The sequence below is a fragment of the Gordonia asplenii genome (assembly GCF_012933505.1).
Classification (GTDB): domain Bacteria; phylum Actinomycetota; class Actinomycetes; order Mycobacteriales; family Mycobacteriaceae; genus Gordonia; species Gordonia asplenii.
In genome coordinates this window covers 406,964-431,030 of sequence record NZ_JABBNB010000001.1, presented here as the reverse complement: position 1 = coordinate 431,030, position 24,067 = coordinate 406,964, and the positions used below count along the sequence as shown (strand labels likewise).

Here is a 24,067-nt window from a genome sequence, read left to right as displayed (position 1 = left end):
GCGCCCGTGCCTCCGACTACCCTCGCCGGTATGCGACCACGCTTGATTCTGGGTGCCGGCCTCACCGCCGCGATCCTGCTGCTCGCCGGCTGCGCGACCGGGCCCGATACCGGTCCGACCGCCATCACCGGCGGGAAGGGCGACGGCAATCCCGCCCAGTCGTCGTCGAGCGCGCCGCAGGGCCCGGTGCTGGCCGCGCCGCGCAACGACCTCGGCTGGACCGACTGCGCGAAGGCCGTGTCCGACCGGTTCGGGATGACCGCACCGGCCGGCACCTCGATCGAATGCGCATCGTTCACGTCACCGATCACTCCCGACCAACAGTCGGCCGAGTTGCTGACCATCGATGCCGTGCGTGCTCGCACCGCCGCGACGCCGAAGGACGCTCCACCTCTGGTGTTGACCACTGGAACCGACATGCCCGCACAGCGGGCGTTGCTGATGTTGACCGCGGGCGACGGCAAGTCGATTCTGGCGCGCAACCCCGTCGTCGCGGTGGAGATGAGGGGCACCGACTCGCGCTCGACGATCGACTGCATGACGATGCTCGACTCGTCGACGATCGTGAACAACGGCATCGCCGGCTACCCCGGCCCGCTACGCGCTCCGGCCGCACTGGCCACTGCCCAGCGCATCGACCGCCTCGCGAAGTCGGGCTCGTCGGCGGCGGACAGCTGCAATGACACCCTGACGCCCAATCAGGTGAACTTCACCTCGGTCCTCGCGGCCAGCGACCTCGACGCCCTGCGGGTCCGATGGGGCGTCGACCGCCTGGCCGTGTTGGGGCTCGGCGAGGGCGCCGACGTCGCGCTGTCGTTCGCCGCGCAGTATCCCGACCGGGTCGGGCGCCTGATCCTCGACACGCCGACCTCGTTCGGCTCGAACACCCGCGACCGCGCGTCGACGGCGGCGACCGGTGTGCAGCGGGCGCTCACGACGTACGCGTCGCGGTGCGCGCAGATCGCGCAGTGCTCGCTGGGCGGCAACGGCCTGGCGACCATCGCGAGCGTGGTGAACAAGGCCGCGAAAGGCGATATCCCCGACATCTCCGATACCAATGTCCTAACCGCGATCACGACCGCGTTGGGCACCGCGATCTCCGACGCCGACCGCGCCGCGCTCGCGGCCGCGATCAGTGCCGCCGACCGCGGTGACACCAAAGCGCTGACCACACTGGTCAGCACCACCACGGGGCTTCGCGACTCACAGCCGCAGCTGCTCAGCAGGTGCAACAATTCGTCGGGCACGGTCGGGCTGGATCAGGTTCCCGGTTTGATCACCGAGTGGACCAAACAGAATCCGATCACCGGCACCAACGCGGCGCTGTCGCTGGTCCGCTGCAACGGTTGGGCGACGTCGCAGCCGGCGAAGGCACCGACCTCGTATACGACGGCGCCGCTGGTGCTCGCCGGAACCAACGACCCCATCAACGGCAGCGACGCCTCGACCCTCAACGCCGGTTTCACCGAAGCCGGCACGGCACCGATCTCCGTCTCCTGGGACGGACTGGGCTACTCGGTGCTCGCACACAGTTCGTGCGCGGCCGACGTCGTCGGCGACTATCTCGGCGCCACACCGCTGTCCGGCCCGGCTGAACGCGCGTGCCCGAGCTAGCTGTAGCTGGCTGGATGCGCGGTTCGGGTCGGTGTATCAATGTCGGGCCGACCAGTTCTCGGTGATGGTGTTGTAGGGGCTCCTACGGCGCGAATCGCAGAATACGGCTCGCGTGAACGCCGTATGTTGCAAGACGTGCCGTTGGAAGGTCCGATGGAACCGATCGGACGTGGTGTGCGTCAAATACTCATGTCGCAATCAATCCTCGATCCACAGGCATTCGTCTTCCGCGGCGCGGCACTCGCGTACGGGATGACCGATGCACAGCTCAAACGCGCGGCATCGAAGACGCGCGAGCTCGCCCGGGTGGCCCCCGGAGTTTACGTGCGACGACCCGATCGACATCTGTTCCCCGAAGAGTGGCACCGGCTCGTCGCATTGGCGGTCGGGTCGTCTGTGGCGTCGGCCGAGGCTCCCACTTCGGTGCTGAGCTTCCAATCTGCGGCAGCGGTACACGGTCTGGATCTGCTGGCCGCAGATTTCGAACGCGTGCACTTCACCAACTTTGCGAAGCTGATGCGCGAGGGCCAGGAGTCGTCGGACGTCGTCATCGAGGAGAAGATTCGGGAGGACCTGCTCCGATCCCTTGGCTTCGAGGTGGTCCGGTGGACGTGGAGCGCCTGGAGTACGGTCGGATGATTCCGCGCTTGCTCGCGGTAGTCCGACAGGCCGCGCATCTCTGATCGAGCCTCGTACGGCGGGAATCGATGCCGTAGGAGCAGGTACACGGCCGTAGCACCCATGATTTTTCCTCCGCTCACGACGACGTAGTAGGGTTCGCAAGTGGCCATAGCCGACCGTGTCTTGTTTCCGCAGTTCAACGCGCAACGGATCATTCCGATGATCCTGTGGCCGATCAGCATCATGATGGTCTTGGAGCGCTCGATCATCCTGGGCGTCAACGGCGACCGCACCGATGATTTCACGCCCGTCTACCAGGCAGCACTGCGTTTTCTGAACAATCAGCCGGTGTACGGCGAGGCGTACCAGACCGTTGAACCGCACTACCTCTATCCGCCGTCGGGCACGCTGCTGATGGCACCGCTCGCGGTGATCGACCCCGAGCGGGCACGCTGGCTGTTCATCACTTTCAGCGTGATTGCTCTGATCGCCTCGGCGTACCTGCTGACGATGCTGTTCGGCTACGGCTGGCGTTCCTGGGTGTTCCCGACCGTGCTGTTCTTCTTCTTCAGCACCGAGACCGTGGCGCACACGCTGATCTTCACCAACTTCAACTCGTTCGTCCTGCTGGGCATGTTGGCGTTCATGATTCTGATGATGCGCAATCACCAGTGGTGGGCCGGCATCCCGCTCGGGCTGACGTTCGCGGTCAAACCCGTGCTGGCGCCCCTGTTGCTGCTGCCGCTGCTCAATCGGCAGTGGCGGATTCTCGTCACGGCCGTCGGGGTGCCCGCACTGCTGACCGCCGCCGCGTGGCCGGCAAGCGTCGACCCGATGAAATTCTTCACCCGCACGTACCCGTACCTCAGCGAGGTTCGCGACTATTACAACTCGTCCATCGGCGGCAATGGGTTGCACTACGGCGTCGACCCGTGGCTTGTCCTGGTGCTGCGCGTCGCATTCGCCGCGATGGCGGTCTTCGGTCTCTGGTTCCTCTACCGCTACTACCGGAAATCGCAGCCGCTGCTGTGGCTGACGGCGTCGTCGGGCATTCTGCTGTGCACCTGGTTCCTCGTCGGTCCACTCGGCCAGGGGTACTACTCGATGCTGCTGTTCCCGCTGCTGATGTCGGTGTTCCTGCCCGGGTCGCCGATGCGCAACTGGCCGGCCTGGCTCGGCGTATACGGGTGCTTCAATTTCGATACCTACTTCTCCACCCGCTGGGAGACATTCGGCCGCGCCATCGAGTACAACAAGGTCACCTGGGGCTGGTCGTTGCTGATGATCGCGGTGTTCTGCTCGCTGCTGTTCCGCTATCTCGACCTGCGTAAGGCCGGTCTGGCCGGACCGATCCTGGAAGAATTCGCCAAGTCCGACGCCCCTTCGACGCAGTCGGACGAGGAATCTGGCAGCGACCGACCCTTCGTCGCTACGCTGGACAAATGACTTCTGATTCGCAGCCCGCGCCCGTCGACGACCTGAGCAACCTCACCGCTGAGCAGTGGCGGGAACGGTTGACGCCCGCCGAGTTCCGTGTGCTGCGTCAAGCGGGTACCGAAGCTCCGTTCGTCGGCGAGTACACCGACACCAAGACCACCGGCGTCTACCGGTGCCGCGCCTGCAACACCGAACTCTTCCGCAGCGACGAGAAATTCGATTCGCACTGCGGCTGGCCGTCGTTCTTCTCGCCGCTCGCCGGCGACAAGATCATCGAACGCGCCGACGACTCGCTCGGTATGCGCCGCGTCGAGGTGCTGTGCGCCAATTGCGGCAGCCACCTCGGGCACGTGTTCTCCGGCGAGGGCTACGACACTCCCACCGACCTGCGCTACTGCATCAATTCGATCAGCTTGTCATTGGAGCCGACGGAGTAGTCGCGCCCCGCGCGGCCCCGCGCAGGTAGTCATAGGCGCGCTGCCAGTCCCGCCGGTACGCGGCGTCGTCGAGTTCCCCCCGACGATGCCGGGCACTCGCGTCGATGAGACGCTCGGCGACGATCAGGCCCGCCGCGGGGTGGCCGAAACGCGCGCGCGGCGGGGTCAGCGTGAGCACCTCGGCGACTTGCGATCGGATGGCGCGTACCCGTACGGCCAACCCGGCCCCGACGGCGAGGGGAACCACGACTGCGACGGTCATCGCCGGAGCGGTGCTCAGCTGACCGGCGATGAGCGAATACAGCGCGGCGCCGACCAGCAAGCCGACGATCGGCCAGGCCCGCCACACGCGCAGCCACGTCCGATCGCCGCTGCTCGTCGCGGGCGGATAGACGACCATGTGGATTCGGTGCAGGCCGTAGCACTCGTCGGACTCGCTGTAACTGCCCCATTGATAGCTGGTCATGAGCCCATGGTGTTCCCGCGCCGAAGCCCCGTCACCGGTCTTAACGGAAGCTTTGCGCTCGGCGGGAACAACTCCACGCCATCTTGACGCGCAGCTCAGAATGAGAAGGTCGTCAACCGACCCGTCGCTTCGTGTGACCCATCGCTCACCGACGCCGCGTCGATCGTCGACAGGGTGCCCCGGCGTCCGATCGGTTCGACGTCCTCGCGGAGCAACTCGGCGCGCGTCTCTCGGTCGACGATGATCGCCGGGAAGCGCCCGCCCGCGGTGCGTCCGATCACCCAGCCGCGCACGGGTTCTCCGTCACGATCGAATTCGACGGTGTAGGTTTCGACGGTACCGATCCCGGTGTGGGGTTCGACGATCGGCGGATGGTCCCGCACATTCGACGACGCCGCTCCCCCGCTGAACGGCTCGGTCGGTCGTCGTGAATCAAGCACCACCGCATGGTGTTTGGTGAGCATGCCGCCGTTGGCGTAGACGAGTCCCGCGCCGCCCTGCGAGCGCAACCGCTCGGTGACCGCGACCAGCGCGTGCGTCGAATAGTTGTTGCCGGGTCCGCCGAACGCGGAAAGACCGCCCGTCGCGGTCAACCGGGCGTCGAGCGGACGCCCCAATACCTGCGCGGCAAGCTTCACAACGATCGGGAAGCAACTGTAGATGTCGAGGACGGCGAGGTCCGACGCCGTGATCCCAGCGCGCCGCAGAGCCGTCTCCAGCGCTGTCGCGAGCGCCGGACATGAATGAAAGTCGTTGCGCGACATGATATCCACCGGCTCCGCCGCACCGGCCGCGGAGCGCACGTAGATCCAGTCAGACTCGTCGATCCCGGCGTCGCGCGCAACGGCGACACTCGTCACGATCACCGCCGCGGCCTGGTCGACGCCGATCTGCGCGTTCATCCGGACCGGGTAGGGCTGGCATACCATCCGGTTGCCGGGCGTGACGGTGCCGATGTCGGCGGCGGTGCGCACAGCGGGATCCCATGCCGCCGCCTGACGTGCGGCGACGGTGGTGAAGTCGGCGAACAACTGCGCCGACTCGGCCTGCACGTCGGCGTAGTTCAACCCGCGGTAGGCGCGAAAAGCGTTCTCGTACAGCGGATAGCACCGCACGGGCAGCCCGAGGTGATAGCGCATCATCGTCGCCGAGGCGATCTCGGAGACGTCGACGCGGGCGAGGCTGCCCGGCGACCAGTCGGGCATCGACCCCGATGCCAGGACCGCGCGCAGCGATGCCACCGCCTCCGCACCGCCGAGTATCGCGACACTGCTCGTGCCCGCCGTGATCGCGGCGGCGACGTCGTCGAGGATCTGTCCCGGCTGGTTGCCACCCATCGGCCCGGAGATGAATTGCGTTGGCCGCGCACCGATCTCGCGCCCGACGATCGCGGGCAGATCGTCGTATCCCCAGGACGCCACGTCGGTGGTGCCGATCGTGTCGGCCCGCTTGACGATGTCCGGGACACCGGAATCGACGGCGGCACGGCCGATGGCGTCGAGGAGAAGGTCGAGCGGTGACCGCGCGGCCCGTGGGTCGCGACCCCGATTGGCACGAAGCTGCCCGACGCCGACGATGACCGGAGTTCGGTCGTCAGATGGTGTCAACGGTGCTCCCCTGGTCTCGGCTCGCCGACCCCCGACGACACACTGTGCGGGTGCCCACTACGGCAGCAACGAGACCAGTGCCGCCGGATCCACTCGCGGACCGGTGAAGAACGGCGTCTCCTCGCGGACATGCATGCGCGCCTCGGTAGCACGCAGGTCGCGCATCAGGTCGACGATCCGGATCAGCTCCGGGGCCTCGAAGGCGAGGATCCACTCGTAGTCGCCGAGGGCGAACGAAGGCACCGTGTTGGCTCGGACGTCCTTGTAGCCGCGTGCCTCCTTGCCGTGGTCGGCCAGCATCTTGCGGCGCTCCTCGTCGGGCAGCAGGTACCACTCGTAGGAACGCACGAACGGGTAGACGCAGATGTAATTGCCCGGGTCCTCGCCGGCGAGGAAAGCCGGGATGTGGCTCTTGTTGAACTCGGCGGGACGATGCACCGCGACGTTGCTCCACACCGGATTGCTGGCCCGGCCGAGTGCGGTCTCACGGCGGAATCGCTGGTAGGCGCCCTGCAGATCCTCGACGGCCGGCGCATGCCACCAGATCATGAAGTCCGCGTCGGCGCGCAGCCCGGAGACGTCGTAGACGCCGCGCACGACGATGCCGGAATCTTCCACCGATTTGATGAACTCGGCGAGCTCGTTGGCGGCGTCGGTGCGGTCGTCGGGCAGTTCACCCGGTCGAACCGCGAACACCGAGAACATCAGGTAGCGGATGGTGGAGTTGAGTTCGGCATAGTCCAAGCGGGTCATGAATCCATCGTGCCACTGGCGATTGATTCGCCGATCACCGCGTCCACCGCCGCGCGTGCCTGTGCGATGCAGGCGGGCACCCCGACGCCCTGATAGCTCGCCCCCGCGAATCCGAGACCCGCGGGGCGGGCGGCCAGCGCCCGTCGCATCGCCGCCTGATGACCGGGAGCGTAGACCGGCAACCCGGCCGGCCACCGCTGCACGACGGCGTCGAGCGGTGCGGCGTCGACCGGCGCACCCGCGGCCCGGCACACCTGAGCGAGATCCGTCGTCGCCCAATCGATCAGCGTCGCATCGTCGACGACGACGGGTTGACCGAACCGCCCGAATGACACTCGCACCCACACGGCGTCGGGCGTCGAGTAGTGCGCCCACTTACGCGAGCTGAAGGTGAACGCCTTGGCGCGCAACGATTCTCCGGTGCCGACGAGTACTCCGGAATTGTCCGGAAGCACGGTATCCGGCGGCAATGCAAGTGCGACGAGGGCCGAACCGGCCATCGCGACACGCCCAAGTTCCGCGGCGGAGTCGGGGGCGACATCGGCGAGCACCCGCGCCGCGTCGGGCGCGGGCAGCGCGACGATGACGGCGTCGTAGTCGACGCCGTCGACGCACCACCGACCGGGACGACCGGTGAGCTCCGGCGCCGAACCCGCGAGCCATCGTGCGCCGGACGCCTCCAGCAACCGTGCGACGACGGTGCGATACCCGCCGCGTACCGCGCCGAACACCGGCGCCGAGTTTCCGGCGGGCGGCAACAACGACGACACCGCATCGCCCAGACTCGGCGCCCCGGCGTCGAGTCGCGCCGCCAGCGCCGGAAGTGCTTCTCGCACACCGATATCCCCAGCCAAGCTGGAATAGACACCGCCGAGCATGGGGTCGACACTGCGCGCGGTGATCTCCGGGTCGTAGCGCTCGTCCACGAGGGCGCCGACCGATCGATCCGCCCCCGGCGTCCACGCGAGCGGGCGGGTCCGTTCGGACTCGATTCGCGCCCGGGCGGCATCGTCGACGAGCGAACCGAGTGCGGCGGCGTCGGCGGGAATTCCCATCAGGGCGGGCGTCGGCAACGCGTGCAGGCGCCCACCGGCCCACACCGCCGGGCGTCGGCCCGTCGGCGACACCACCTGATCGGCGAGGCCCAGTTCGGTGATCAGCGCGAGTGCCTCGGGGCGTCGAACGACGAACGCCTCGGCCCCGACGTCGACGGAACGACCCGCGACCGTCGCCGCGCGCAGGATACCGCCGGGGCGATCGGTGCGCTCGAAGACGTCGATCACGGCATCGGCGCCGAGGTCCAGACGCGCGAAATACGCGCTGGTCAGGCCGGACAGCCCGCCGCCGATGACCGCGAGACGCGAGGTCACAACCGGTGGACCAGTTCGACGGTGCGGGTCAGCACGTCGGGGTCGGTTGCGGGGAGCACGCCGTGCCCCAGGTTGAAGATGTGACCGACCGCGCCCGCGTCGATCGCCTTCTCGCCGTCCCGGACGATCCGGCGAACCTGCGACTCGATCACCTCGGGCCCGGCGAACAACAGCGTCGGATCGAGGTTGCCCTGCACCGCTTTGCCCGGCCCGACGCGGCGGGCGGCTTCGTCGAGCGGGACACGCCAGTCGACGCCGATGACGTCGGCCCCGACGTGGGCCATCGGGGCCAGCAACTCGCCGGTCCCGACTCCGAAGTGGATGCGCGGCACCTTGTATTCGGCGATTTCGGCGAGTACGCGCGCGCTGTGCGGCGCGACATAGGTCTGATAGTCGGCGACCGACAGCGTGCCGGCCCACGAATCGAACAACTGCACCGCGTGGACCCCGGCGTCGAGTTGAACACGGAGGAATTCGACGGTGATGTCGGCGAGCTGCGCCATCAGCTGATGCCACAGCTCGGGGCGGGCGTACATCATCGCCTTGGTGTTCTCGTAGGTGCGGCTGGGGCCGCCCTCGATGAGGTATGACGCGAGGGTGAACGGGGCGCCGGCGAATCCGATGAGTGCCTGGGCGTCGGTCAGTTCGCCGAGGATGAGTCCGACGGCCTGTGACACCGACCCGACGGCTGCGGCGTCGAGGCGGGGAAGCGCCGCGACGTCGTCGGCGGTACGGATGGGGCGCGCGACGACGGGCCCGGTGCCGGCGACGATGTCGAGGTCGACGCCGGCCGCTTTGAGCGGAACGACGATGTCGGAGAACAGGATCGCTGCATCGACGTCGTGGCGGCGGACCGGCTGCATGGTGATCTCGCAGACCAGCGCGGCGTCGAAACACGATTCGAGCATGCCGCGATCGGCACGGATGGCCCGATACTCCGGCAGCGACCGCCCGGCTTGCCGCATGAACCAAACCGGCCGTCGGCTCGGTGTCCCCCCGGTCGCGGCGGCGATCAGGGGCTTGGAGGACGTCTTCGCTTCAGCCACGACCATTACTGTGCCATGACTGCGACGTTTCCCCACATCGCGTTGCCCGGATCGCTCGGGTTCAACCGGGTCGGCCGCAGAACCTGAGTGCGGGCTGAGACGGCGCGGCGCGCCTCCACCATCGAGCGCTCGGCGCGTCCTATTTTCAGATGGTGACCACTTCTGGTGCGCCTCGATCGGGCGCTGCGACCGAGCCACCGGAGTTCCGCACGGCCGTCGACTCGCTGCATACGGCACGGGTGCGCCCAGAGATCGAGGTCGGAGCGATCCGCCCGCCCCAGCGTCTGGCCCCGTACAGCTACGCCATCGGCGCCGAGATACGCCAGTCCGACGACGCCGAGCTCGACGCGATGTCCACGGATTCCCAGGGATCGGCGTTCGGCCGACTCATTCTGCTCTACGACCCCGACGGCCAAGAAGCATGGAATGGCAACATTCGGCTCGTCGCCTACATTCAAGCCGAGGTGGAAGAGGACCTGGCATCGGATCCGCTGCTCCCGGAGGTGGCGTGGAGCTGGTTGACCGACGCGCTGGGGACGTCGGAAGGCGCGACGTCGGAGGAGGTCACCGCGCTCGGCGGCACAGTCACCTCAACGACGTCGGTGCGATTCGGCGACATCGCCGGTCCACCCCGTGCGCACCAACTCGAATTGCGCGCGTCGTGGACGGCGACCCGTGGCGACGTCGCCTCACACCTCGAGGCCTTCTCCGAGGCGCTCGCATCCGCAGCCGGTTTGCCGCCGCTGGGGATCACCGAACTCAAGTCGTTCTAGATTGATGGCGACAGCGGATACCGACGACACCGGCACCACCGTCGACGACGCCGACGGACCCGAACCGACACCATTGCCCGCCCCGCGCGACGGGGTGCCTCCGGTGCTGTTGCGGCCCGACGAATTCGCTGACGCCGCACGACGATTGGCGACCGGGACCGGCCCGATCGCCGTCGACACCGAACGGGCGTCGGGCTACAAGTATTCCGCGCGCGCGTATCTGATTCAGTTGCGCCGCACTGGGTCCGGCAGTTTCCTCATCGACCCGATCGAACACCCGGATGCGTTGACGCCGATCGTCGAGGCGCTCGACGGTCCGGAATGGATTCTGCATGCCGCCGACCAGGATCTCCCCTGCCTGCGCGAACTCGACTTCCGTTGCACGACACTGTATGACACCGAGCTTGCCGGGCGCCTGCTCGGACTGCCGCGGGTGAATCTCGCGGCGATGATCGCCCATTTCCTGGGGCTCGGCCTGGCGAAGGGACACGGAGCCGCCGACTGGTCGCGCCGTCCGCTGCCCGCCGACTGGCTCAATTACGCCGCACTCGACGTCGAGGTGCTCATCGAGTTGCGGGCGGCGATCGCGGACGAACTGGCGGCGACTGGCAAATCTGAGTGGGCCGCACAGGAATTCGAGTACGTGCTCAACCGACCGCCGGCCCCACCGCGTGCCGATCGGTGGCGCCGGACGTCGAACATCCACGCCATCAAGACGCAGCGCGGACTGGCCGTCGTACGCGAATTGTGGACCGCCCGTGAGGATGTCGCGTCTCGGCGGGACATCGCGCCGGGGCGGGTGCTGCCCGACTCGGCGATCGTGACGGCGGCGACGGCCTACCCCAAGACGGTGGCTGAGCTGACCGCTCTGCCGGTGTTCGGGGGCCCGCGCCAACGCAGGCAGGCAGGGGTGTGGTGGTCGGCGATCGATCGGGCACGACAGTTGCCCGATGCCGAGCTGCCCCCCAAGAAGATCCAGACGGTCGGGCTGCCCGCGATCAACCGGTGGGATCAGCGCAACCCGGAGGCCGCGGCCCGAGTCGCGGTGGTCCGGCCGGCCGTGAAAGAGCTTGCCGAACAACACAATCTGCCCGTCGAGAACCTGCTCTCCCCCGACCTCGTGCGGCAGCTCAGCTGGACCGGCATCGCCGGCGAGATCGACGCCCACGCCGTCGACGCCGCACTCGCCACCGGCGGCGCCCGCCCGTGGCAGCGCGAACTCACGTCGGAGACGATCGCAGCCGCGCTGCGCAAGGTCGAGGGCACGGGGTCGTAGGGCGGCTGGCGGGGCACGATGGCGTTTCGCTCATCGAGTGCCGTCGTGCGAGCGCAGCGAGCCCGCCGGCGATCGAGATGCGGTGAGATGGCGTCGGATCGTGACCACGAGCGCCATGGGCGAAAACTGCTTGTCTCCAACGTTTCTGGGGTTCCGTTGAGTGCTTCGTCGCACCGACCCCTCGTTACACCGAAGCTCGTACCTCGCCTCGGCACTCGGGGAGCGGAGGGGCTGCGGCTCGGGTAGGCACGACAGTCCGCTTCGGCACTCGGGGAGCGGAGCGGGTGCGGCTCGCCCGGCTCACCCCGCGCAATCAACCCGCCAGCCGGCGAAGTTCGCGTTTCATCAGTTTGCCTACTGCGTTGCGCGGCAATGATTCTCGTATTTCGAGCCGCTCGGGGAGTTTGTAGGACGCGATGCGCTGCGACCTGAGGAAGTCGGTCAGATCGCCGAGGGTGAGGCGCTGCCCGGCATTCAGCACGACGACCGCCGCGACCGTCTCGCCGAGAGAGTCGTCGGGATCGCCGACGACGGCGCATTCGGCCACGGCGGGGTGTTCGGCGATGAGCCCCTCGAGTTCGGCCGGCGCGACGTTCATTCCACCGCGGATGATGAGATCTTTGCAGCGGTCGACGTAGCGCAAGTATTGATTCTGTTCCCCGTCGATCTCGAACATGTCGCCGGTCTTGAGAAGTCCGTCGGCGTCGAACGGGCAGGCGAGATTCGCGCCGTCGAGATAGCCGGGGAAGACTCCCGGTCCGCCGATCAACAATTCTCCCGGGCGCCCCGGCTCGGTGATTTCGGCGCCGGTCTCGACGTCGACGATCTTCACGACGGTGCGGTCGGCTATGGCCGACTCCCACGACACTCCGGGCGTTCCATACCGGGGAAAGAAGCGCGCGCGAGTGTCGGGATCGGGGAAGTCGACGGGGTCGGACAGCAGCGATACGCCTTCATTCGAGCCGAAGAAATTGATGACATTCAATCCGTGTTTCTCTTGCCATCCGCGTACCATAGCCGGCTGCAGTGGAGCCGAGCCCGACCCGACTCGCGTCAGTGTGGAGATATCGACCGCGTCGAGCAGCGACTCATCGTTGAGCAGTTTCCACAACAGTGCCGGAGGTGCGAGCGTATAGGTGACCTTCTCCGCCGCTATCTGACCGAAGAATGTCACCGCGTCGAATGGATGGTGCTGAATCAAGGTGGCACCGGTGCAGATCCACGGCAGAAACATGCCGCAGATTCCAGCCATGTTGATCATCGGGAACGGATTCAACAACACGTCGTCGGCGACGACGTGCGGCGCGCCGATAGTCGAGACGGTGAATGCGAGCCAGTCGTAATGGGTGCGCGGCACGCCTTTCGGTTCACCGGTGGTGCCCGACGTCCAGCAGATCGTGACACAGTCGTTGGGGTCATTGGGGTCGGCTCGACGATACGCCGCGAGCGTCTCGCAATCGCCGGGCCGGGCGCTGCCGGGCGTGATATGTCCGTCACCGCCGCCGGCGTCGGCGGCGTCGCCGAAGGTGAGCACGGCGCGCAATTGCGGCAGTTCGTCACGGATGGCGTCGGCCGACGCCGCGGGACGACGCCCGCCGAATGTGCCGGTGGTGATGAACAGCACGAATTCGGCTTTGTTCGCCATCGCCGTCAGTTCGCGCTCACGGTATTGCATGGCCAGCGGTGAGACCACCGCGCCGATCATCCAAGCCGCCAGGTAGACCTCGGCGAGTTCGATCGTGTTGGGCAATTGCACGCCGATGACGTCACCGCGTGTGACGCCGTATTCGAGCAGCCGCGCGGCGAGAAAGGTCACCTCGTCGTCGACTTCGTTCCACGTCAGCCGCCGCGGAGTCGATCCCAGCAGCGCGGCGCGATTGGCGGGGTCGGCGATCGCGAGTGCGTCGCCGCGCGCAGCGGCCTGGTCGGCGAAGACGCGGTCGAGGGTGCGGTCCGACCACCAGCCGCGTTCGCGGTAGCGGTCGATGCGGGCTTGCGGATGAAGCCCGCGTTTCAAGGCGACCATTGGCCATTTCCTCCGACTGTTGCTTCGCCCGTCTTCCCCCTCGCTGTCGAATGGTAGCGTTACAGTCCTACCGCCTGCGCCGCATTGTCGACATTGCGCCACCGACGCAATTCACTGCCCGCCGCCCACGTGGAGTGTGTTCCGCTGGAAATGCGCTCCGGTAATTGCAGAGTGCAAACCGGACCATCGGAGACACGTTTGGCGTCGAATACGACACAATAGGACGCGTCGTCGTTCATATCGGTGGTCAACGTGATCAGATAGCCGTCGTCTTCGTCGGTGCTACCGATACGAGGCGCCATCGACGCTTCACTGCCGAACACTCCGTCTCCGAAACGGAATGATTCCTCGACACCGGTTTCAGTGTCATGCTTCACGACGCCGTTGAGCAGGAACCACCCGTCGACGCCGGACGTGGCATACACGTACCGATGTCGAACTCCGGCGTGAGCACCGTTGATCATGCCGAATTCGGTGATCTGATCGGTCAGTGATTCTTCCCTCGTCTGCCCGGTGCGCAGATTGAACCGCCAGCGATGCAGGCGCGACTGCATGTGATCGAGCGCAAGGAATCGAAACGCGCGTTGCCATTTATCGGCGATACCGTCGGCTTTCGGTTCCGGCTCACCCTGGTAGAAGCCTTCCAGGACGATCTCCTCGCCGTCTTCGTAGGCATTCGCGAAATGCAGCACATACGTCGGATCGGCCTCGAACCACCTGATATCGGACGACTGTCCGCGACGCGGGATGACCCCGAATCGTGCGGGCATGCCGCGGTGGAAGCGCGGATGATGCACACCGCGTTTCAGCAACTCCTCGTCCCAGAAGAGCGGCAGATCGTTGAGGATGGCGTAGTTCTCGGTGAATGCCATATCGTGCGGCAGACGCGGGCCGGGCAACGGGATATCGACGTAGTGTGCCAGATTGTTGTCTGCATCGACGACGCCGTATTTCATATACGGCGCCTCTTTGCTGTAGTTGAAGAACAGCAGCTCACCGGTCCGGTCATCGACTTTGGGATGCGCCGAGACGCCGAGGTGATACGGGAATGCGCCGTTCCAGTCCTCTTTGCCGAGGGTCGCAGCGGAATAGGGATCGATACGATACAGATCCCCGCACATCCAGAAGCTGCTCAACGCGGTTCCCCGGTGCACCACGACGTCGGTGCTCGACGCGTCCTTCATCCGACGCCGCGCGCCCCAACCGTCCTCGCGCTGCGCCCACTCGGGCATCTCCGAGGCCCCGGCCCACAGCGGCCGCTGCGCCTCGTACTCGGCGAGCATGCCGTCTGTTCGCACGAATCGGTTGCGGTAGAACGCCTTTCCATCGCGGAAGCCCACCACGTGGATCATCGCGTCGCCGTCGAAGGGGTGATAGTTCTTGATCGCCGGATGCAGCGGGTTCTCGGTGTTGCGCAGATACACGCCGTCGAGGTCCGCGGGGATCTCGCCGGATACGACGGTGAGGTCGTCGGCCTTCCACTCGGTGGTCTGCGGCCGCCACGGTCCGGTTCGGTAGGGATGGTCGTCGTCTGCGGGCAGCGTCGAGAGCAGCTTGCCCAGTACCTCGATCTCCATTGCCTCAACTTCCTCCGAAGAACTGACTACAGTTACGAGAGTGACCGAGTCAGCCAGGGGTTGTCAAGACTTCCCTCGACGATTCGACTTCATTACTCTCGCAGTTGTAGCTGACTCGTCTCCGAAAGCGATTCGTCAAGATGTCTGACACCACCGTATGGATCACCGGCGGATACCAATCCGACTTCGCCCGCAATCTGACCCGAGAAGGCGGTGGCCTCGCCACGCTGTTCGACGAGGTTGTGGCGGGAACACTGGCGGCGTCGGGCGTCCCCGTCGACGACGTCGACGTGATTCACGTCGGCAATGCGTTCGGGCAGGTCTACACCGGGCAGGGGCACCTGGGAGCGATGCCCGCGTCGGTCCGGCCCGAACTCTGGAGTGTGCCCGCGAGCCGGCACGAGGGGGCGTGCGCCTCCGGATCGCTGGCGATCCTCGCGGCCATGGCCGATCTGGAGTCGGGACGCTACGACTGCGCACTCGTCGTCGGCGCGGAGCTGGAGAAGAACGTCCCCGGCGACGTCGGAGCGCGGAACATGGCCGGTGCCGCGTGGATCGGCGAGGAGGGTCGCGACGCGAACTTCATGTGGCCGTACATGTTCAGCCGCATCACCGAGGAGTACGACAAGCGCTACGGGCTCGACGCGACGTACCTGTGGCAGATCGCCGAGCTGAACTCGCGCAACGCCCGCAGAAATCCGTTGGCGCAGACGCGCGGCTGGGAGTATCACCCGGCGTCGTTCACCGACGACGACGATGCCAACCCGATCGTCGAAGGCCGACTGCGCAAAGTCGACTGCGGCCCGCTGACCGACGGTGGAGCCGGTGTCGTACTGGTCTCCGACCGTTATCGGCGCACCCATCCGGCACTCGACTCGTCGGGGTGCTCGCGCGTCCTCGGCTGGGGTCACCGCACCGTCGGTCTGCTGCTTGAGGACAAGCTGGCCCGCAGCGCAGGCGCAGAACTGGTGTTCCCGCACGTGGCCGACACGATCGCGGATGCGCTCGGGCGGGCGGGCGTCGACGATGTCGACGGTCTGGACGTCATCGAGACCCACGACTGCTTCACGATCAGCGAATACCTGGCGATCGACCATTTCGGGCTCACCGCGCCGGGCGAGAGTTGGCGGGCGATCGCCGACGGCGAACTGGAGATCGGCGGCCGCGTCGCGATGAACCCGAGCGGCGGCCTGCTCGGCGGCGGACATCCGGTGGGCGCCACCGGGATTCGCATGCTGCTCGACTGTCACCGGCAAATCACCGGCACCGCGGGCGGGTACCAGGTCGACGGCGCCCGGCGGGCCGCCACACTGAACATCGGCGGCAGTACGACCACCGTCGCGAGCTTCGTCGTCGGCTGAGCACGGCTCGAGAGTGAGGAATTCGACTATGACACAACCCATCTCGCAGCATCTGCGCTTGCCGGTCGTCGCCGCACCGATGTTCCTGGTCTCTGGCGTCGAACTGGTGGTCGCGGCGTGCCGCGCCGGGGTGGTGGGGTCGTTCCCCAGCCCAAACTGCCGAACCACCGCCGAGCTCGACACCTGGATGGGCACGATCGCCGATAGCGTCGGGGCGTCGGACACGGCCCCCTGGGCGCTGAATCTGATCACCCACCGCACCAACACGCGACTCGCCGAGGATCTGCGTCTGGTCGCCGAACACCGACCGGGCATCGTCATCACCGCGCTGGGCTCCCCCGCCCCGGCGATCGACGTGGTCAAGTCCTACGGCGGCGTCGTGATCGCCGACGTCGTATCGATTGCGTTGGCGCGCAAGGCCGTCGCCGCCGGCGTGGACGGTCTCGCGTGCGTATCGAGCGGAGCCGGCGGACACACCGGACACCTCTCGCCGTTCGCGTTCGTCAGTGCGGTCCGCGAGTTCTTCGACGGAATCGTCACCGTCGGCGGCGGGATCGCCGACGGCGCGGGCGTCGCGGGTGCCATCGCGGCCGGCGCCGACCTGGTGTACATGGGCACCCGGTTTCTGGCGACCACCGAATCGATGGCACCGCAGGCGTACAAGCAGATGGTCGTCGACTCCACCGCAGACGACCTCGTCGTGAGCGACGGCGTCACCGGAGCCGACGCCTCCTGGCTGCGCCCCAGTCTGATCGCGAACGGATTCGATCCCGACCGCATGGCCTTCACCGGCGCCCGCACCTACGACTCCGCCGGCGGCGTTCCCGCCCGATGGCGCGACGTCTGGGCCGCCGGGCAGGGATTGTCGTCGATCGACGCCGTCGAGCCGGTCGCGGACGTGGTCGACCGACTGGAGGCGCAATACGACGCCGCGTGCCGTCGACTCGCACAGCGCAGCGCCGTCGGCAGCGCCACCTGAGCGAGGGGTCTCGAAGTGGAGTGCGACCGCGTCACCACACTCGAACCCGACGGCGACAACGCCATCGCGGTTGCCTTGGGCATTCTCGGCGACGAGTGGAACCTGTGGATCCTGCGGCACGCGGTGCAGGGCGCCCAGCGGTACGGCGATTGGATGGGCCAGGGCGCGATCTCGAATTCGGTGTTGTCGTCGCGTCTGGCGAACCTCACCGAGAAGGGGCTGTTCGAACGTGTCCAGTACGCGCAGCGGCCCGATCGGTACGAGTATGTGTTGACCCGACGCGGCGCGGGCGTCTGGACGCTGCTGCTGAGCATGTGGGCCTGGGAACAGGTGTGGGCCCCCACGTCGTCGCCTCCGTTGCCGGAGATGCGCCACCTGACCTGCGGAGAGTTGTTCTCGCCGATGCTGATCTGCCGCGAGTGCGGCAAGGCGGTGGACGTACACGACGTCGTCGCCGACCTCGGACCGAGCGGGGTATGGTCGCGCAGCGTCCCAGCGTCGATCGCGCGACGCCGTTCGGCGAAAGCCAAGCAGCCGTCGCAGATGTTGGCGCACACCATGGAACTGCTGGGCGACCGCTGGTCGGCGGCCATCCTCGGGGCACTGTTTCTCGGCGCGCACCGGTTCGGCGAATTCTCCGAACGGACCAGTGCTCCACCGACCATGGTGGCCGACCGATTGGCTCGGTTCGTGCGCCTCGGTGCCGTCGACACCGTCCCCAACCCCGCCCGACCCGACTGGGTCAGTTATCGGCTGACCGGCAAGGGTCTCGCCTTCTTTCCCGTCGTGGTGTTCATGATCACGTGGGGGCAGCGGTGGTTTCACGCTCCCGAGGGGCCCGCGTTGATCTTCACCCACCGCGGCACCGGCCACGAGTTCCGTCCACGTCTGGCCTGTGATCGGTGCCGTGTCGAGCTGACGTCGGGCGGCGTGTCGATCGAACCCGTCGTCGAGTCCGAGCACGAATAGACTTGTCTGCCAAGGAATCTCCCGCGGTCAGCGGATCGGTCGCACCGACGTCGAGCCGGAGCGGACGATCGTGAGTACCGTTGGCGAGGTGATCTGCACTCAACCGGAGCGAGTCCCGGGAATGTCGAAGGCGGCCCGGTGACGGGCATACCGCGGTCCTATGAGGATCGTCGTCGGGCGGAGTCGTTCGGGTCGGCGGCGGCCGCGTATGACGCGTTTCGCCCGCGGTATCCCGCTGCGCTCATCGCCGACGTGGTCCCACGTGCCGGTCTGCGAGTGCTCGACGTGGGCGCGGGCACTGGAATCGCCTCGGTCCAGCTGCGTGATGCCGGCGCGCGGGTTGTTGCGGTGGAGCCCGACGAGCGGATGGCCCGCGTCGCGGCGGACAAGGGCATCGACGTCGAGATCAGCACGTTCGAGCAGTGGCACTCCGACCGGCGGATGTTCGACCGCGTGGTGTTCGCGCAATCGTTTCATTGGGTGCAACCAAGTCCTGCGTTGGACAAGGTCGTGCACCTGCTGCCGGCCGGCGGCCAACTGGTGTTGATGTGGAACCGCATCGCCGCGGTCGAACCCGAGCAGATCGTGTTCGACGAGATTCATGCCGACGTGCGGGGCGTACCGGTCGCCGCGCACGGCTTCGACGGGGGTCGCGATCGCGCGCTGCAGGAGCTCACCGACGCCGGATTCGCCGTCGACTACCGCGAATACCACGAACGGTCGCACTACGACGCCGATGCGTACCTGGACATGGTCTTCACCTATTCGCACCAGCTGGTTCTCGACGCGGACACGCAGCGCACACTGCGCAGTCGATTGCGCGCCGCGATCGGCCCGGCGGGTGTGACCGCAGCCAACAACGCGGTGGCGCTGTTCTGCACGCACACCGACCCTGGGGTATCGGCCCCTTCTACGTAGTGTTCAACGGCACCGCGACGTGAGATCTGTCCGGCGGCCGGGGCAGGTGCCGACCGACGTCGGGTCGCGGCCGCGGCGGACGCGATCGGGACCCGACGTCGGAGCCGTCCTAGCCGGTCTTGCCCTCGAGTGCGGCGAGCACGCTGGCGACCGCGATGAACTTGTTGGTTCCGAGCTCGCGAATCGTCTTGATGTTCAAGGCTTCCTTGAGCGCGGCGTCGTGCTTCTCGGTCAGGCCCGCGAGCGCCGACGGCGGCGCATCCAGGATCTCGGACAGGTCCTTGTCCTCATAAGCCTTGTCGAGCGCCTTCGCCAGGTTTACCGATACAGCCATGATTCTCCTTCGTTGCGGTTCCCGCCCCGTTGCGCACATTAGCGACCCAGCCCGCACAACTCATCCATTTGGCGGCGCGTGGGCGAAACTGTTCGCTGGAATTTCACATGATTTCGGATGTTCTTCGCGAATCGCCGCGATCTGACCGGGTCGTATCGCGTTCAAGTCAACTCGTCGTCGCCGCTGAGCAGCTACGAGCCCAGGTGTTCGCCGAACGTCTCGCGACCTCGCGGCCACGGAACAACAGAGCGGACGACGGGCTGTCACCACGGGCATTTTCAATACATACGTACGATTCCGAATGCGCGCGCGTCACAGGCAGTCGAACAACACGTAAGCACCAGTCCGACACCTGACGCCGACTACAGCGGCGCGGGCGCCAGCCGTACGTCGGCCAACCCGACGAGCATCTTGATGGTGGCCGCCAAGTCGGCGCGCGCACGCCGAGCATCGCGCTCGACCAGGTATTGGATCAGGATTCCGTCGATGCCGCTGACGATCAGCCGCCCGAGCTGATCGAAGGGAACCGCACAGGTCTCCCCGGCGTTGCGCGCCGCGTTCTCACACCAGCTCGCGACGATCTCACCGTAGCGCTGGTACTGCCAGCGCGCGAGTTCCGCCTGGCCCGGCTCCCGGAGCGCGTACAACGTCAACTCGTACTGCATGATCTGCAGGTTCACCTCGTCGGCGACCAGGATGTCCCAGAAGCCGGTCATCCCGTCGCGGATCGCGAACTCCAAGCCCGAGCCCAGGTGCGCGGCATCGTCGAGTACTTCGGCAATGCCGTGGACGACGTCTTCGATGACCGCGCGCAACAGTTCGGCCTTCGACCCGAAGACATGCTGCACGGTTCCCAGCGACACCCCCGCCTCGGCCGCGACCGCCCGCAACGCGGTACCGGCCACGCCGTCGCGCGCCAACACGACCTGCGCCGCGGCCACCAACTGCGGGCGCCGCACCGACGCTTCCACGTACTTCATCGCCTACCTCTTTCACCCGGCCGCACATTGGCCATTGCGCAACTGTGATGCCCGCCATATGATCCTACTCAATTCAAGTCGTGTGTATTACTTGAATTGCCAGAGTCAGTCGCAATGACTCTCGTCCAGCCTAGCCACGGAGAATGCACCCGATGTCCACGACCCAATCCTCACCCGACGAACTCAAGAGCGGCACCGGTCTCACCACCGCCGACATCGTGTTCTTCGTTCTCGCCGGCGTCGCCCCGATGGGCGTCGTCGTCGCCATCCTCGCCGTGTCGATCGCCCGCGGCACCGGCGCAGGCGTACCGGGCGCCTACGTCGTCGCCGGCGCGATCCTCGCGCTGTTCAGCGCGGGATACATCAAGATGAGCCGCCGCATCACCAACGTCGGCGGCTTCTACACCTTCGCCCAGGAAGGACTCGGCCGCCGCGCGGGCGGCGCGACGGCGATGGTCGCGGTAGTCGCCTACAACGCCGCGACCGTCGGGATCTTCGGCGGTCTGGTCTACTACGGCTCCGACGTCGCCAGTCAGTTGTTCGGCGTCAGCGTGCCGTGGCCCGCGGTGGCCGTCGTCTGCCTCATCGCGGTGGCCGTCCTGTCGTATTTCGAAGTCACCGCCAGCGCCAAGGTACTGGCCGTCGCGCTCGCCGCCGAGGTGCTGATCCTGCTCGCCTTCAACGTAGCGGTGCTGGTCCGCCTGGGCTTCCACGGCTTCTCGATGCACGTGTTCGCACCCGCCGCGGTCTTCGGCGGCGGATTCGGCATCAGCCTGATGCTCGCGTTCGGTTCCTTCGTCGGCTTCGAGGCGACCTCCCTCTACGGTGAGGAAGCACGCGACCCGCGGCGCTCGGTGCCCCGCGCGACCTACCTGTCCCTCGCCGTCATCACCGTCTTCTACGTGCTGATCAGCTGGGCGGCCATCAGCGCCTACGGGGTCGGCAAGGCCCAGCAGGCCGCGCAGGCCGACACCGAGAACTTCATCTTCAACGCGTCCACCCAGTATCTGGGCAAGGCTGTCACCGATATGATGGCGATCCTGGTCGTGACCAGCCTGTTCGCGGCGTTCCTCGCCTTCCACTGCAACACCGCCCGCTACCACGTGGCACTGGCCCGCGACGGGCTGCTCCCCCGCTTCCTGGCGCGCATCAATTCCCGCCACCACTCACCGGTCGCGGCCAGCGCCGCCCAGCTCGTCGTCGTCATCGTCTTCACCGTCGGCTTCGGCGTGGCCGGTCAGCACCCGTACCTCAGCATGGGGATCAGCTTCTATGGGCTCGGCGTGCTCGGCATCGTCGTGCTGCAGGCCATTGCGGCGACCTCGATCGTTGCCTACTTCCTGCGCAACCGGCTGACCGAGTCGGTCGTCACCAGCATCGTCGCACCGGCCCTGGCGGTCGTCGGATTCGCCGTGGCACTGGTCCTGATGGTCGCCAACTACCCGACGTTGACCGGGTCGACGGTCACCTGGATCAACTCACTGCCCTGGGCGTTGCCCGTCGCAGCGGTCCTCGGCGCTGTTCTCGCCGGTCGACGCCGGGGCGAACCCGCCGAATCCGCTACCGACCCGCGGTCTCGTCGAGACTCACCGCGGGCGCCGGAGACATGCCCGACACCGTCGCGGTGATCGTGCGCGCGAGATCCTGAGCCGTGAGCCCCAACTCGGCCAGGATCTCGCCGCGTGAGGCATGCTCGATGAACCGTTTGTCGACGCCGCGCCGCACCACCGGGACATGAACATCGTTGTCGGACAACAGATCACTGATCGCCGACCCAACACCACCGGAGGCCAGACCGTCTTCGACGGTCACCACCAGCGTGTGCCTGCGGGCGAGATCGACCAGGGAATGCGGCACCGGCAGCACCCAGCGCGGGTCGACGACGGTCGCCTCGATCCCCTGCTGCGCGAGCCGTTCGGCGGTCTCGACGGCGAGTCCGCAGAACGCACCGACACCGACGAGCAGCACGTCCCCGGCGAGCGCGCCACCGCCCGCGCGCGTGTGATTCAGCACATCGACGCCGTCATCGAGCCGCGCGGTGGCCCGAATATCTTCTGGCACAGCCCCTTTGGAGAAACGCACGGCGGTCGGACCGTCGTCGACGGCGAGCGCCTCGTCGAGTTCCTCGCGCAGCCGCACAGCGTCGCGCGGTGCGGCGACACGGATACCCGGCACGATGGAGAACAGACTGAGGTCCCACATGCCGTGGTGACTGGGGCCGTCGGGGCCGGTGATGCCGGACCGGTCGAGCACGATGGTGACCGGCAGTTTGAGCAGCGCGACGTCCATCAGCATCTGGTCGAACGCGCGGTTGAGGAAGGTCGCGTAGATCGCGACGACGGGATGCATGCCGCCCAGCGCCAGGCCTGCCGCCGACGTCATCGCGTGCTGTTCGGCGATCCCGACGTCGTAGAGCCGGTCGGGGAACTTCTCGCCGAACGGTGCCAGCCCGGTGGGTGCGGCCATCGCCGCGGTGATTGCGACGACGTCGTCGCGGCGACCGCCCGCCTCCACCAGGGCACCCGAAAACACCGACGTCCAGTCTTGTGCCGCAACGGATTTCGAGCGCCCAGTCGCCGGGTCGATGACGCCGATGCCGTGCATCTGGTCGGCCTCGTGGTTCTCCGCGTGCGCATACCCCATGCCCTTGCGAGTGACCGCGTGCACGATGACGGGCCGTCCGAACGACTTGGCCGAGCGCAGCGCCGCCTCCAGCGCCTCCTCGTCGTGGCCGTCGACCGGGCCGACGTATTTGAGCCCGAGGTCGGCGAACATCGCCTGCGGTGCGAGCAGGTCCTTGAGTCCGCTCTTCATGCCGTGTAGGACCGCATAGGTCGGCGGCCCGACGACGGGCAGTTGCTTGAGCGCACGGCGACTCTCGTCGAGGAACTTCTCGTAGCCGGGCTGCAGTCGCAGCCCGGACAGATGCTGGGCGAAGCCGCCGGCCGTCGGCGCGTACGACCGCCCGTTGTCGTTGACGATGATCACCACCGGCCGGCGCGCGGCGGCGATGTTGTTCAGCGCCTCCCAGCACATGCCGCCGGTGAGCGCGCCGTCGCCGACGACGGCGACGACCGTGCGATCCTCACCGCGCAATTCGAAGGCCTTCGACAGCCCGTCGGCGTAGGACAGCGCCGCCGACGCGTGCGACGACTCGACCCAGTCGTGCGGGCTCTCCGCCCGTTCCTGGTATCCGGTCAGCCCGCCGCGCTGGCGCAACTCGTCGAAACCGTCCCGCCGGCCGGTGACGATCTTGTGCACATAGCACTGGTGGCCGGTGTCGAAGATCACCGGATCGGTGGGTGAGTCGAAGACGCGATGGATCGCCAGGGTCAGCTCGACCACCCCGAGGTTGGGGCCGAGGTGACCACCGACCGCGGTGACCTTGTCGACGAGGAACTCCCGGATCTCGACGGCCAACTCGGTCATCTGCTGCTGGTCCAGCCCCGCCAGATCGGCCGGTGAGCTGATCGTCTCCAGCACACTCATCGCCTGTCCTCCTCATCGCTGCGCCGACGCCATC

Annotated in this window: 21 protein-coding genes; 11 read left to right on the top strand and 10 right to left on the bottom strand. The window is 67.0% G+C overall.

The window, feature by feature from the left end; translation table 11 throughout:
- The first annotated feature begins 6 nt into the window (after positions 1-6).
- The 4 genes from HH308_RS01960 (at position 7) to msrB (ending at position 4,109) form a co-directional block, all read left to right on the top strand.
- Entirely contained in the window at positions 7-1,614 is a 1,608-nt protein-coding gene (locus HH308_RS01960) for an alpha/beta hydrolase (RefSeq protein WP_312870274.1), read from the top strand.
- A gap of 189 nt (positions 1,615-1,803) precedes the next feature.
- The gene (locus HH308_RS01955) at positions 1,804-2,253 is read left to right on the top strand and encodes a hypothetical protein (RefSeq protein WP_170192450.1); all 450 of its coding nucleotides are present in this window, start codon (positions 1,804-1,806) and stop codon (positions 2,251-2,253) included.
- 144 nt (positions 2,254-2,397) lie between these two features.
- Complete coding sequence (locus HH308_RS01950; RefSeq protein WP_170192449.1) at positions 2,398-3,681, top strand: glycosyltransferase family 87 protein; 1,284 nt, start codon at positions 2,398-2,400, stop codon at positions 3,679-3,681.
- On the top strand, positions 3,678-4,109 hold the full coding sequence (gene msrB / locus HH308_RS01945; protein WP_170192448.1) for a peptide-methionine (R)-S-oxide reductase MsrB: 432 nt from the start codon (positions 3,678-3,680) through the stop codon (positions 4,107-4,109). Before HH308_RS01950 ends, msrB begins: the two co-directional genes overlap by 4 nt.
- On the opposite strand, the gene HH308_RS01940 is transcribed toward msrB, so the two are convergent.
- The 5 genes from HH308_RS01940 to hemE all read right to left on the bottom strand — a co-directional run bounded on the left by HH308_RS01940 (position 4,081) and on the right by hemE (position 9,357).
- Positions 4,081-4,575 (bottom strand): DUF6611 family protein, encoded by a 495-nt coding sequence (locus HH308_RS01940; RefSeq protein ID WP_170192447.1) that lies wholly within the window; start codon positions 4,573-4,575, stop codon positions 4,081-4,083. The genes msrB and HH308_RS01940 overlap by 29 nt on opposite strands.
- Positions 4,576-4,670: 95 nt before the next feature.
- Entirely contained in the window at positions 4,671-6,182 is a 1,512-nt protein-coding gene (locus HH308_RS01935) for a TLP1 C-terminal extension domain-containing protein (RefSeq protein WP_170192446.1), read from the bottom strand.
- A gap of 57 nt (positions 6,183-6,239) precedes the next feature.
- The gene (hemQ, locus tag HH308_RS01930) at positions 6,240-6,935 is read right to left on the bottom strand and encodes a hydrogen peroxide-dependent heme synthase (RefSeq protein WP_170192445.1); all 696 of its coding nucleotides are present in this window, start codon (positions 6,933-6,935) and stop codon (positions 6,240-6,242) included.
- On the bottom strand, positions 6,932-8,305 hold the full coding sequence (locus tag HH308_RS01925; RefSeq protein WP_170192444.1) for an FAD-dependent oxidoreductase: 1,374 nt from the start codon (positions 8,303-8,305) through the stop codon (positions 6,932-6,934). The genes hemQ and HH308_RS01925 overlap by 4 nt, the downstream gene beginning before the upstream one ends.
- Positions 8,302-9,357 (bottom strand): uroporphyrinogen decarboxylase, encoded by a 1,056-nt coding sequence (gene hemE, locus HH308_RS01920; RefSeq protein ID WP_170192443.1) that lies wholly within the window; start codon positions 9,355-9,357, stop codon positions 8,302-8,304. The genes HH308_RS01925 and hemE overlap by 4 nt, the downstream gene beginning before the upstream one ends.
- Positions 9,358-9,500: 143 nt before the next feature.
- Between hemE and HH308_RS01915 the strand changes: the two genes are divergently transcribed.
- Positions 9,501-10,124 carry a DUF3000 domain-containing protein gene (locus HH308_RS01915; protein ID WP_211188025.1) on the top strand — a complete coding sequence of 208 codons (624 nt, stop codon included), beginning with the start codon at positions 9,501-9,503 and terminating at the stop codon, positions 10,122-10,124.
- 4 nt (positions 10,125-10,128) lie between these two features.
- Positions 10,129-11,400 carry an HRDC domain-containing protein gene (locus HH308_RS01910; protein WP_170192442.1) on the top strand — a complete coding sequence of 424 codons (1,272 nt, stop codon included), beginning with the start codon at positions 10,129-10,131 and terminating at the stop codon, positions 11,398-11,400.
- Between the two features lie 313 nt (positions 11,401-11,713).
- Here the strand turns inward: HH308_RS01910 and HH308_RS01905 are convergent, their stop codons facing one another.
- Together HH308_RS01905 and HH308_RS01900 are read right to left on the bottom strand one after the other, a co-directional pair.
- Positions 11,714-13,426, bottom strand: coding sequence for a class I adenylate-forming enzyme family protein (locus HH308_RS01905; protein ID WP_170192441.1), 1,713 nt, complete (start codon positions 13,424-13,426; stop codon positions 11,714-11,716).
- Between the two features lie 59 nt (positions 13,427-13,485).
- Positions 13,486-15,003: a carotenoid oxygenase family protein gene (locus tag HH308_RS01900; RefSeq protein WP_170192440.1), complete on the bottom strand. Its 1,518-nt coding sequence runs from the start codon at positions 15,001-15,003 to the stop codon at positions 13,486-13,488.
- A 140-nt stretch (positions 15,004-15,143) separates the two neighbouring features.
- Between HH308_RS01900 and HH308_RS01895 the strand changes: the two genes are divergently transcribed.
- The 4 genes from HH308_RS01895 (at position 15,144) to HH308_RS01880 (ending at position 19,230) form a co-directional block, all read left to right on the top strand.
- Positions 15,144-16,364, top strand: a complete 1,221-nt coding sequence (locus tag HH308_RS01895; protein ID WP_170192439.1) for an acetyl-CoA acetyltransferase — start codon at positions 15,144-15,146, stop codon at positions 16,362-16,364.
- Between the two features lie 28 nt (positions 16,365-16,392).
- Entirely contained in the window at positions 16,393-17,343 is a 951-nt protein-coding gene (locus HH308_RS01890) for an NAD(P)H-dependent flavin oxidoreductase (protein WP_170192438.1), read from the top strand.
- A 15-nt stretch (positions 17,344-17,358) separates the two neighbouring features.
- Positions 17,359-18,312 (top strand): winged helix-turn-helix transcriptional regulator, encoded by a 954-nt coding sequence (locus HH308_RS01885; RefSeq protein WP_170192437.1) that lies wholly within the window; start codon positions 17,359-17,361, stop codon positions 18,310-18,312.
- Positions 18,313-18,450: 138 nt separating this feature from the next.
- Positions 18,451-19,230 carry a class I SAM-dependent methyltransferase gene (locus HH308_RS01880; protein WP_312870271.1) on the top strand — a complete coding sequence of 260 codons (780 nt, stop codon included), beginning with the start codon at positions 18,451-18,453 and terminating at the stop codon, positions 19,228-19,230.
- 109 nt (positions 19,231-19,339) lie between these two features.
- On the opposite strand, the gene HH308_RS01875 is transcribed toward HH308_RS01880, so the two are convergent.
- Together HH308_RS01875 and HH308_RS01870 are read right to left on the bottom strand one after the other, a co-directional pair.
- Positions 19,340-19,564, bottom strand: a complete 225-nt coding sequence (locus tag HH308_RS01875; RefSeq protein WP_170192436.1) for a hypothetical protein — start codon at positions 19,562-19,564, stop codon at positions 19,340-19,342.
- Positions 19,565-19,926: 362 nt separating this feature from the next.
- Entirely contained in the window at positions 19,927-20,544 is a 618-nt protein-coding gene (locus tag HH308_RS01870; protein ID WP_170192435.1) for a TetR/AcrR family transcriptional regulator, read from the bottom strand.
- Between the two features lie 152 nt (positions 20,545-20,696).
- Between HH308_RS01870 and HH308_RS01865 the strand changes: the two genes are divergently transcribed.
- Entirely contained in the window at positions 20,697-22,172 is a 1,476-nt protein-coding gene (locus HH308_RS01865) for an APC family permease (protein WP_170192434.1), read from the top strand.
- Here HH308_RS01865 and dxs read toward each other — a convergent pair.
- Positions 22,105-24,033 (bottom strand): 1-deoxy-D-xylulose-5-phosphate synthase, encoded by a 1,929-nt coding sequence (gene dxs, locus HH308_RS01860; RefSeq protein WP_170192433.1) that lies wholly within the window; start codon positions 24,031-24,033, stop codon positions 22,105-22,107. The genes HH308_RS01865 and dxs overlap by 68 nt on opposite strands.
- Between the last annotated feature and the right edge of the window lie 34 nt (positions 24,034-24,067).

Excerpts from the sequence above, each read along its gene's own strand:
- HH308_RS01900 (WP_170192440.1), bottom strand. The coding sequence starts at position 15,003 with ATGGAGATCGAGGTACTGGGCAAGCTGCTCTCGACGCTGCCCGCAGAC.
- HH308_RS01940 (WP_170192447.1), bottom strand. The coding sequence starts at position 4,575 with ATGACCAGCTATCAATGGGGCAGTTACAGCGAGTCCGACGAGTGCTAC.
- hemQ (WP_170192445.1), bottom strand. The coding sequence starts at position 6,935 with ATGACCCGCTTGGACTATGCCGAACTCAACTCCACCATCCGCTACCTG.
- HH308_RS01870 (WP_170192435.1), bottom strand. The coding sequence starts at position 20,544 with ATGAAGTACGTGGAAGCGTCGGTGCGGCGCCCGCAGTTGGTGGCCGCG.
- HH308_RS01865 (WP_170192434.1), top strand. The coding sequence starts at position 20,697 with ATGTCCACGACCCAATCCTCACCCGACGAACTCAAGAGCGGCACCGGT.
- HH308_RS01895 (WP_170192439.1), top strand. The coding sequence starts at position 15,144 with ATGTCTGACACCACCGTATGGATCACCGGCGGATACCAATCCGACTTC.
- msrB (WP_170192448.1), top strand. The coding sequence starts at position 3,678 with ATGACTTCTGATTCGCAGCCCGCGCCCGTCGACGACCTGAGCAACCTC.
- HH308_RS01905 (WP_170192441.1), bottom strand. The coding sequence starts at position 13,426 with ATGGTCGCCTTGAAACGCGGGCTTCATCCGCAAGCCCGCATCGACCGC.
- HH308_RS01890 (WP_170192438.1), top strand. The coding sequence starts at position 16,393 with ATGACACAACCCATCTCGCAGCATCTGCGCTTGCCGGTCGTCGCCGCA.
- HH308_RS01910 (WP_170192442.1), top strand. The coding sequence starts at position 10,129 with ATGGCGACAGCGGATACCGACGACACCGGCACCACCGTCGACGACGCC.
- HH308_RS01915 (WP_211188025.1), top strand. The coding sequence starts at position 9,501 with ATGGTGACCACTTCTGGTGCGCCTCGATCGGGCGCTGCGACCGAGCCA.
- HH308_RS01955 (WP_170192450.1), top strand. The coding sequence starts at position 1,804 with ATGTCGCAATCAATCCTCGATCCACAGGCATTCGTCTTCCGCGGCGCG.
- HH308_RS01875 (WP_170192436.1), bottom strand. The coding sequence starts at position 19,564 with ATGGCTGTATCGGTAAACCTGGCGAAGGCGCTCGACAAGGCTTATGAG.
- dxs (WP_170192433.1), bottom strand. The coding sequence starts at position 24,033 with ATGAGTGTGCTGGAGACGATCAGCTCACCGGCCGATCTGGCGGGGCTG.
- hemE (WP_170192443.1), bottom strand. The coding sequence starts at position 9,357 with ATGGTCGTGGCTGAAGCGAAGACGTCCTCCAAGCCCCTGATCGCCGCC.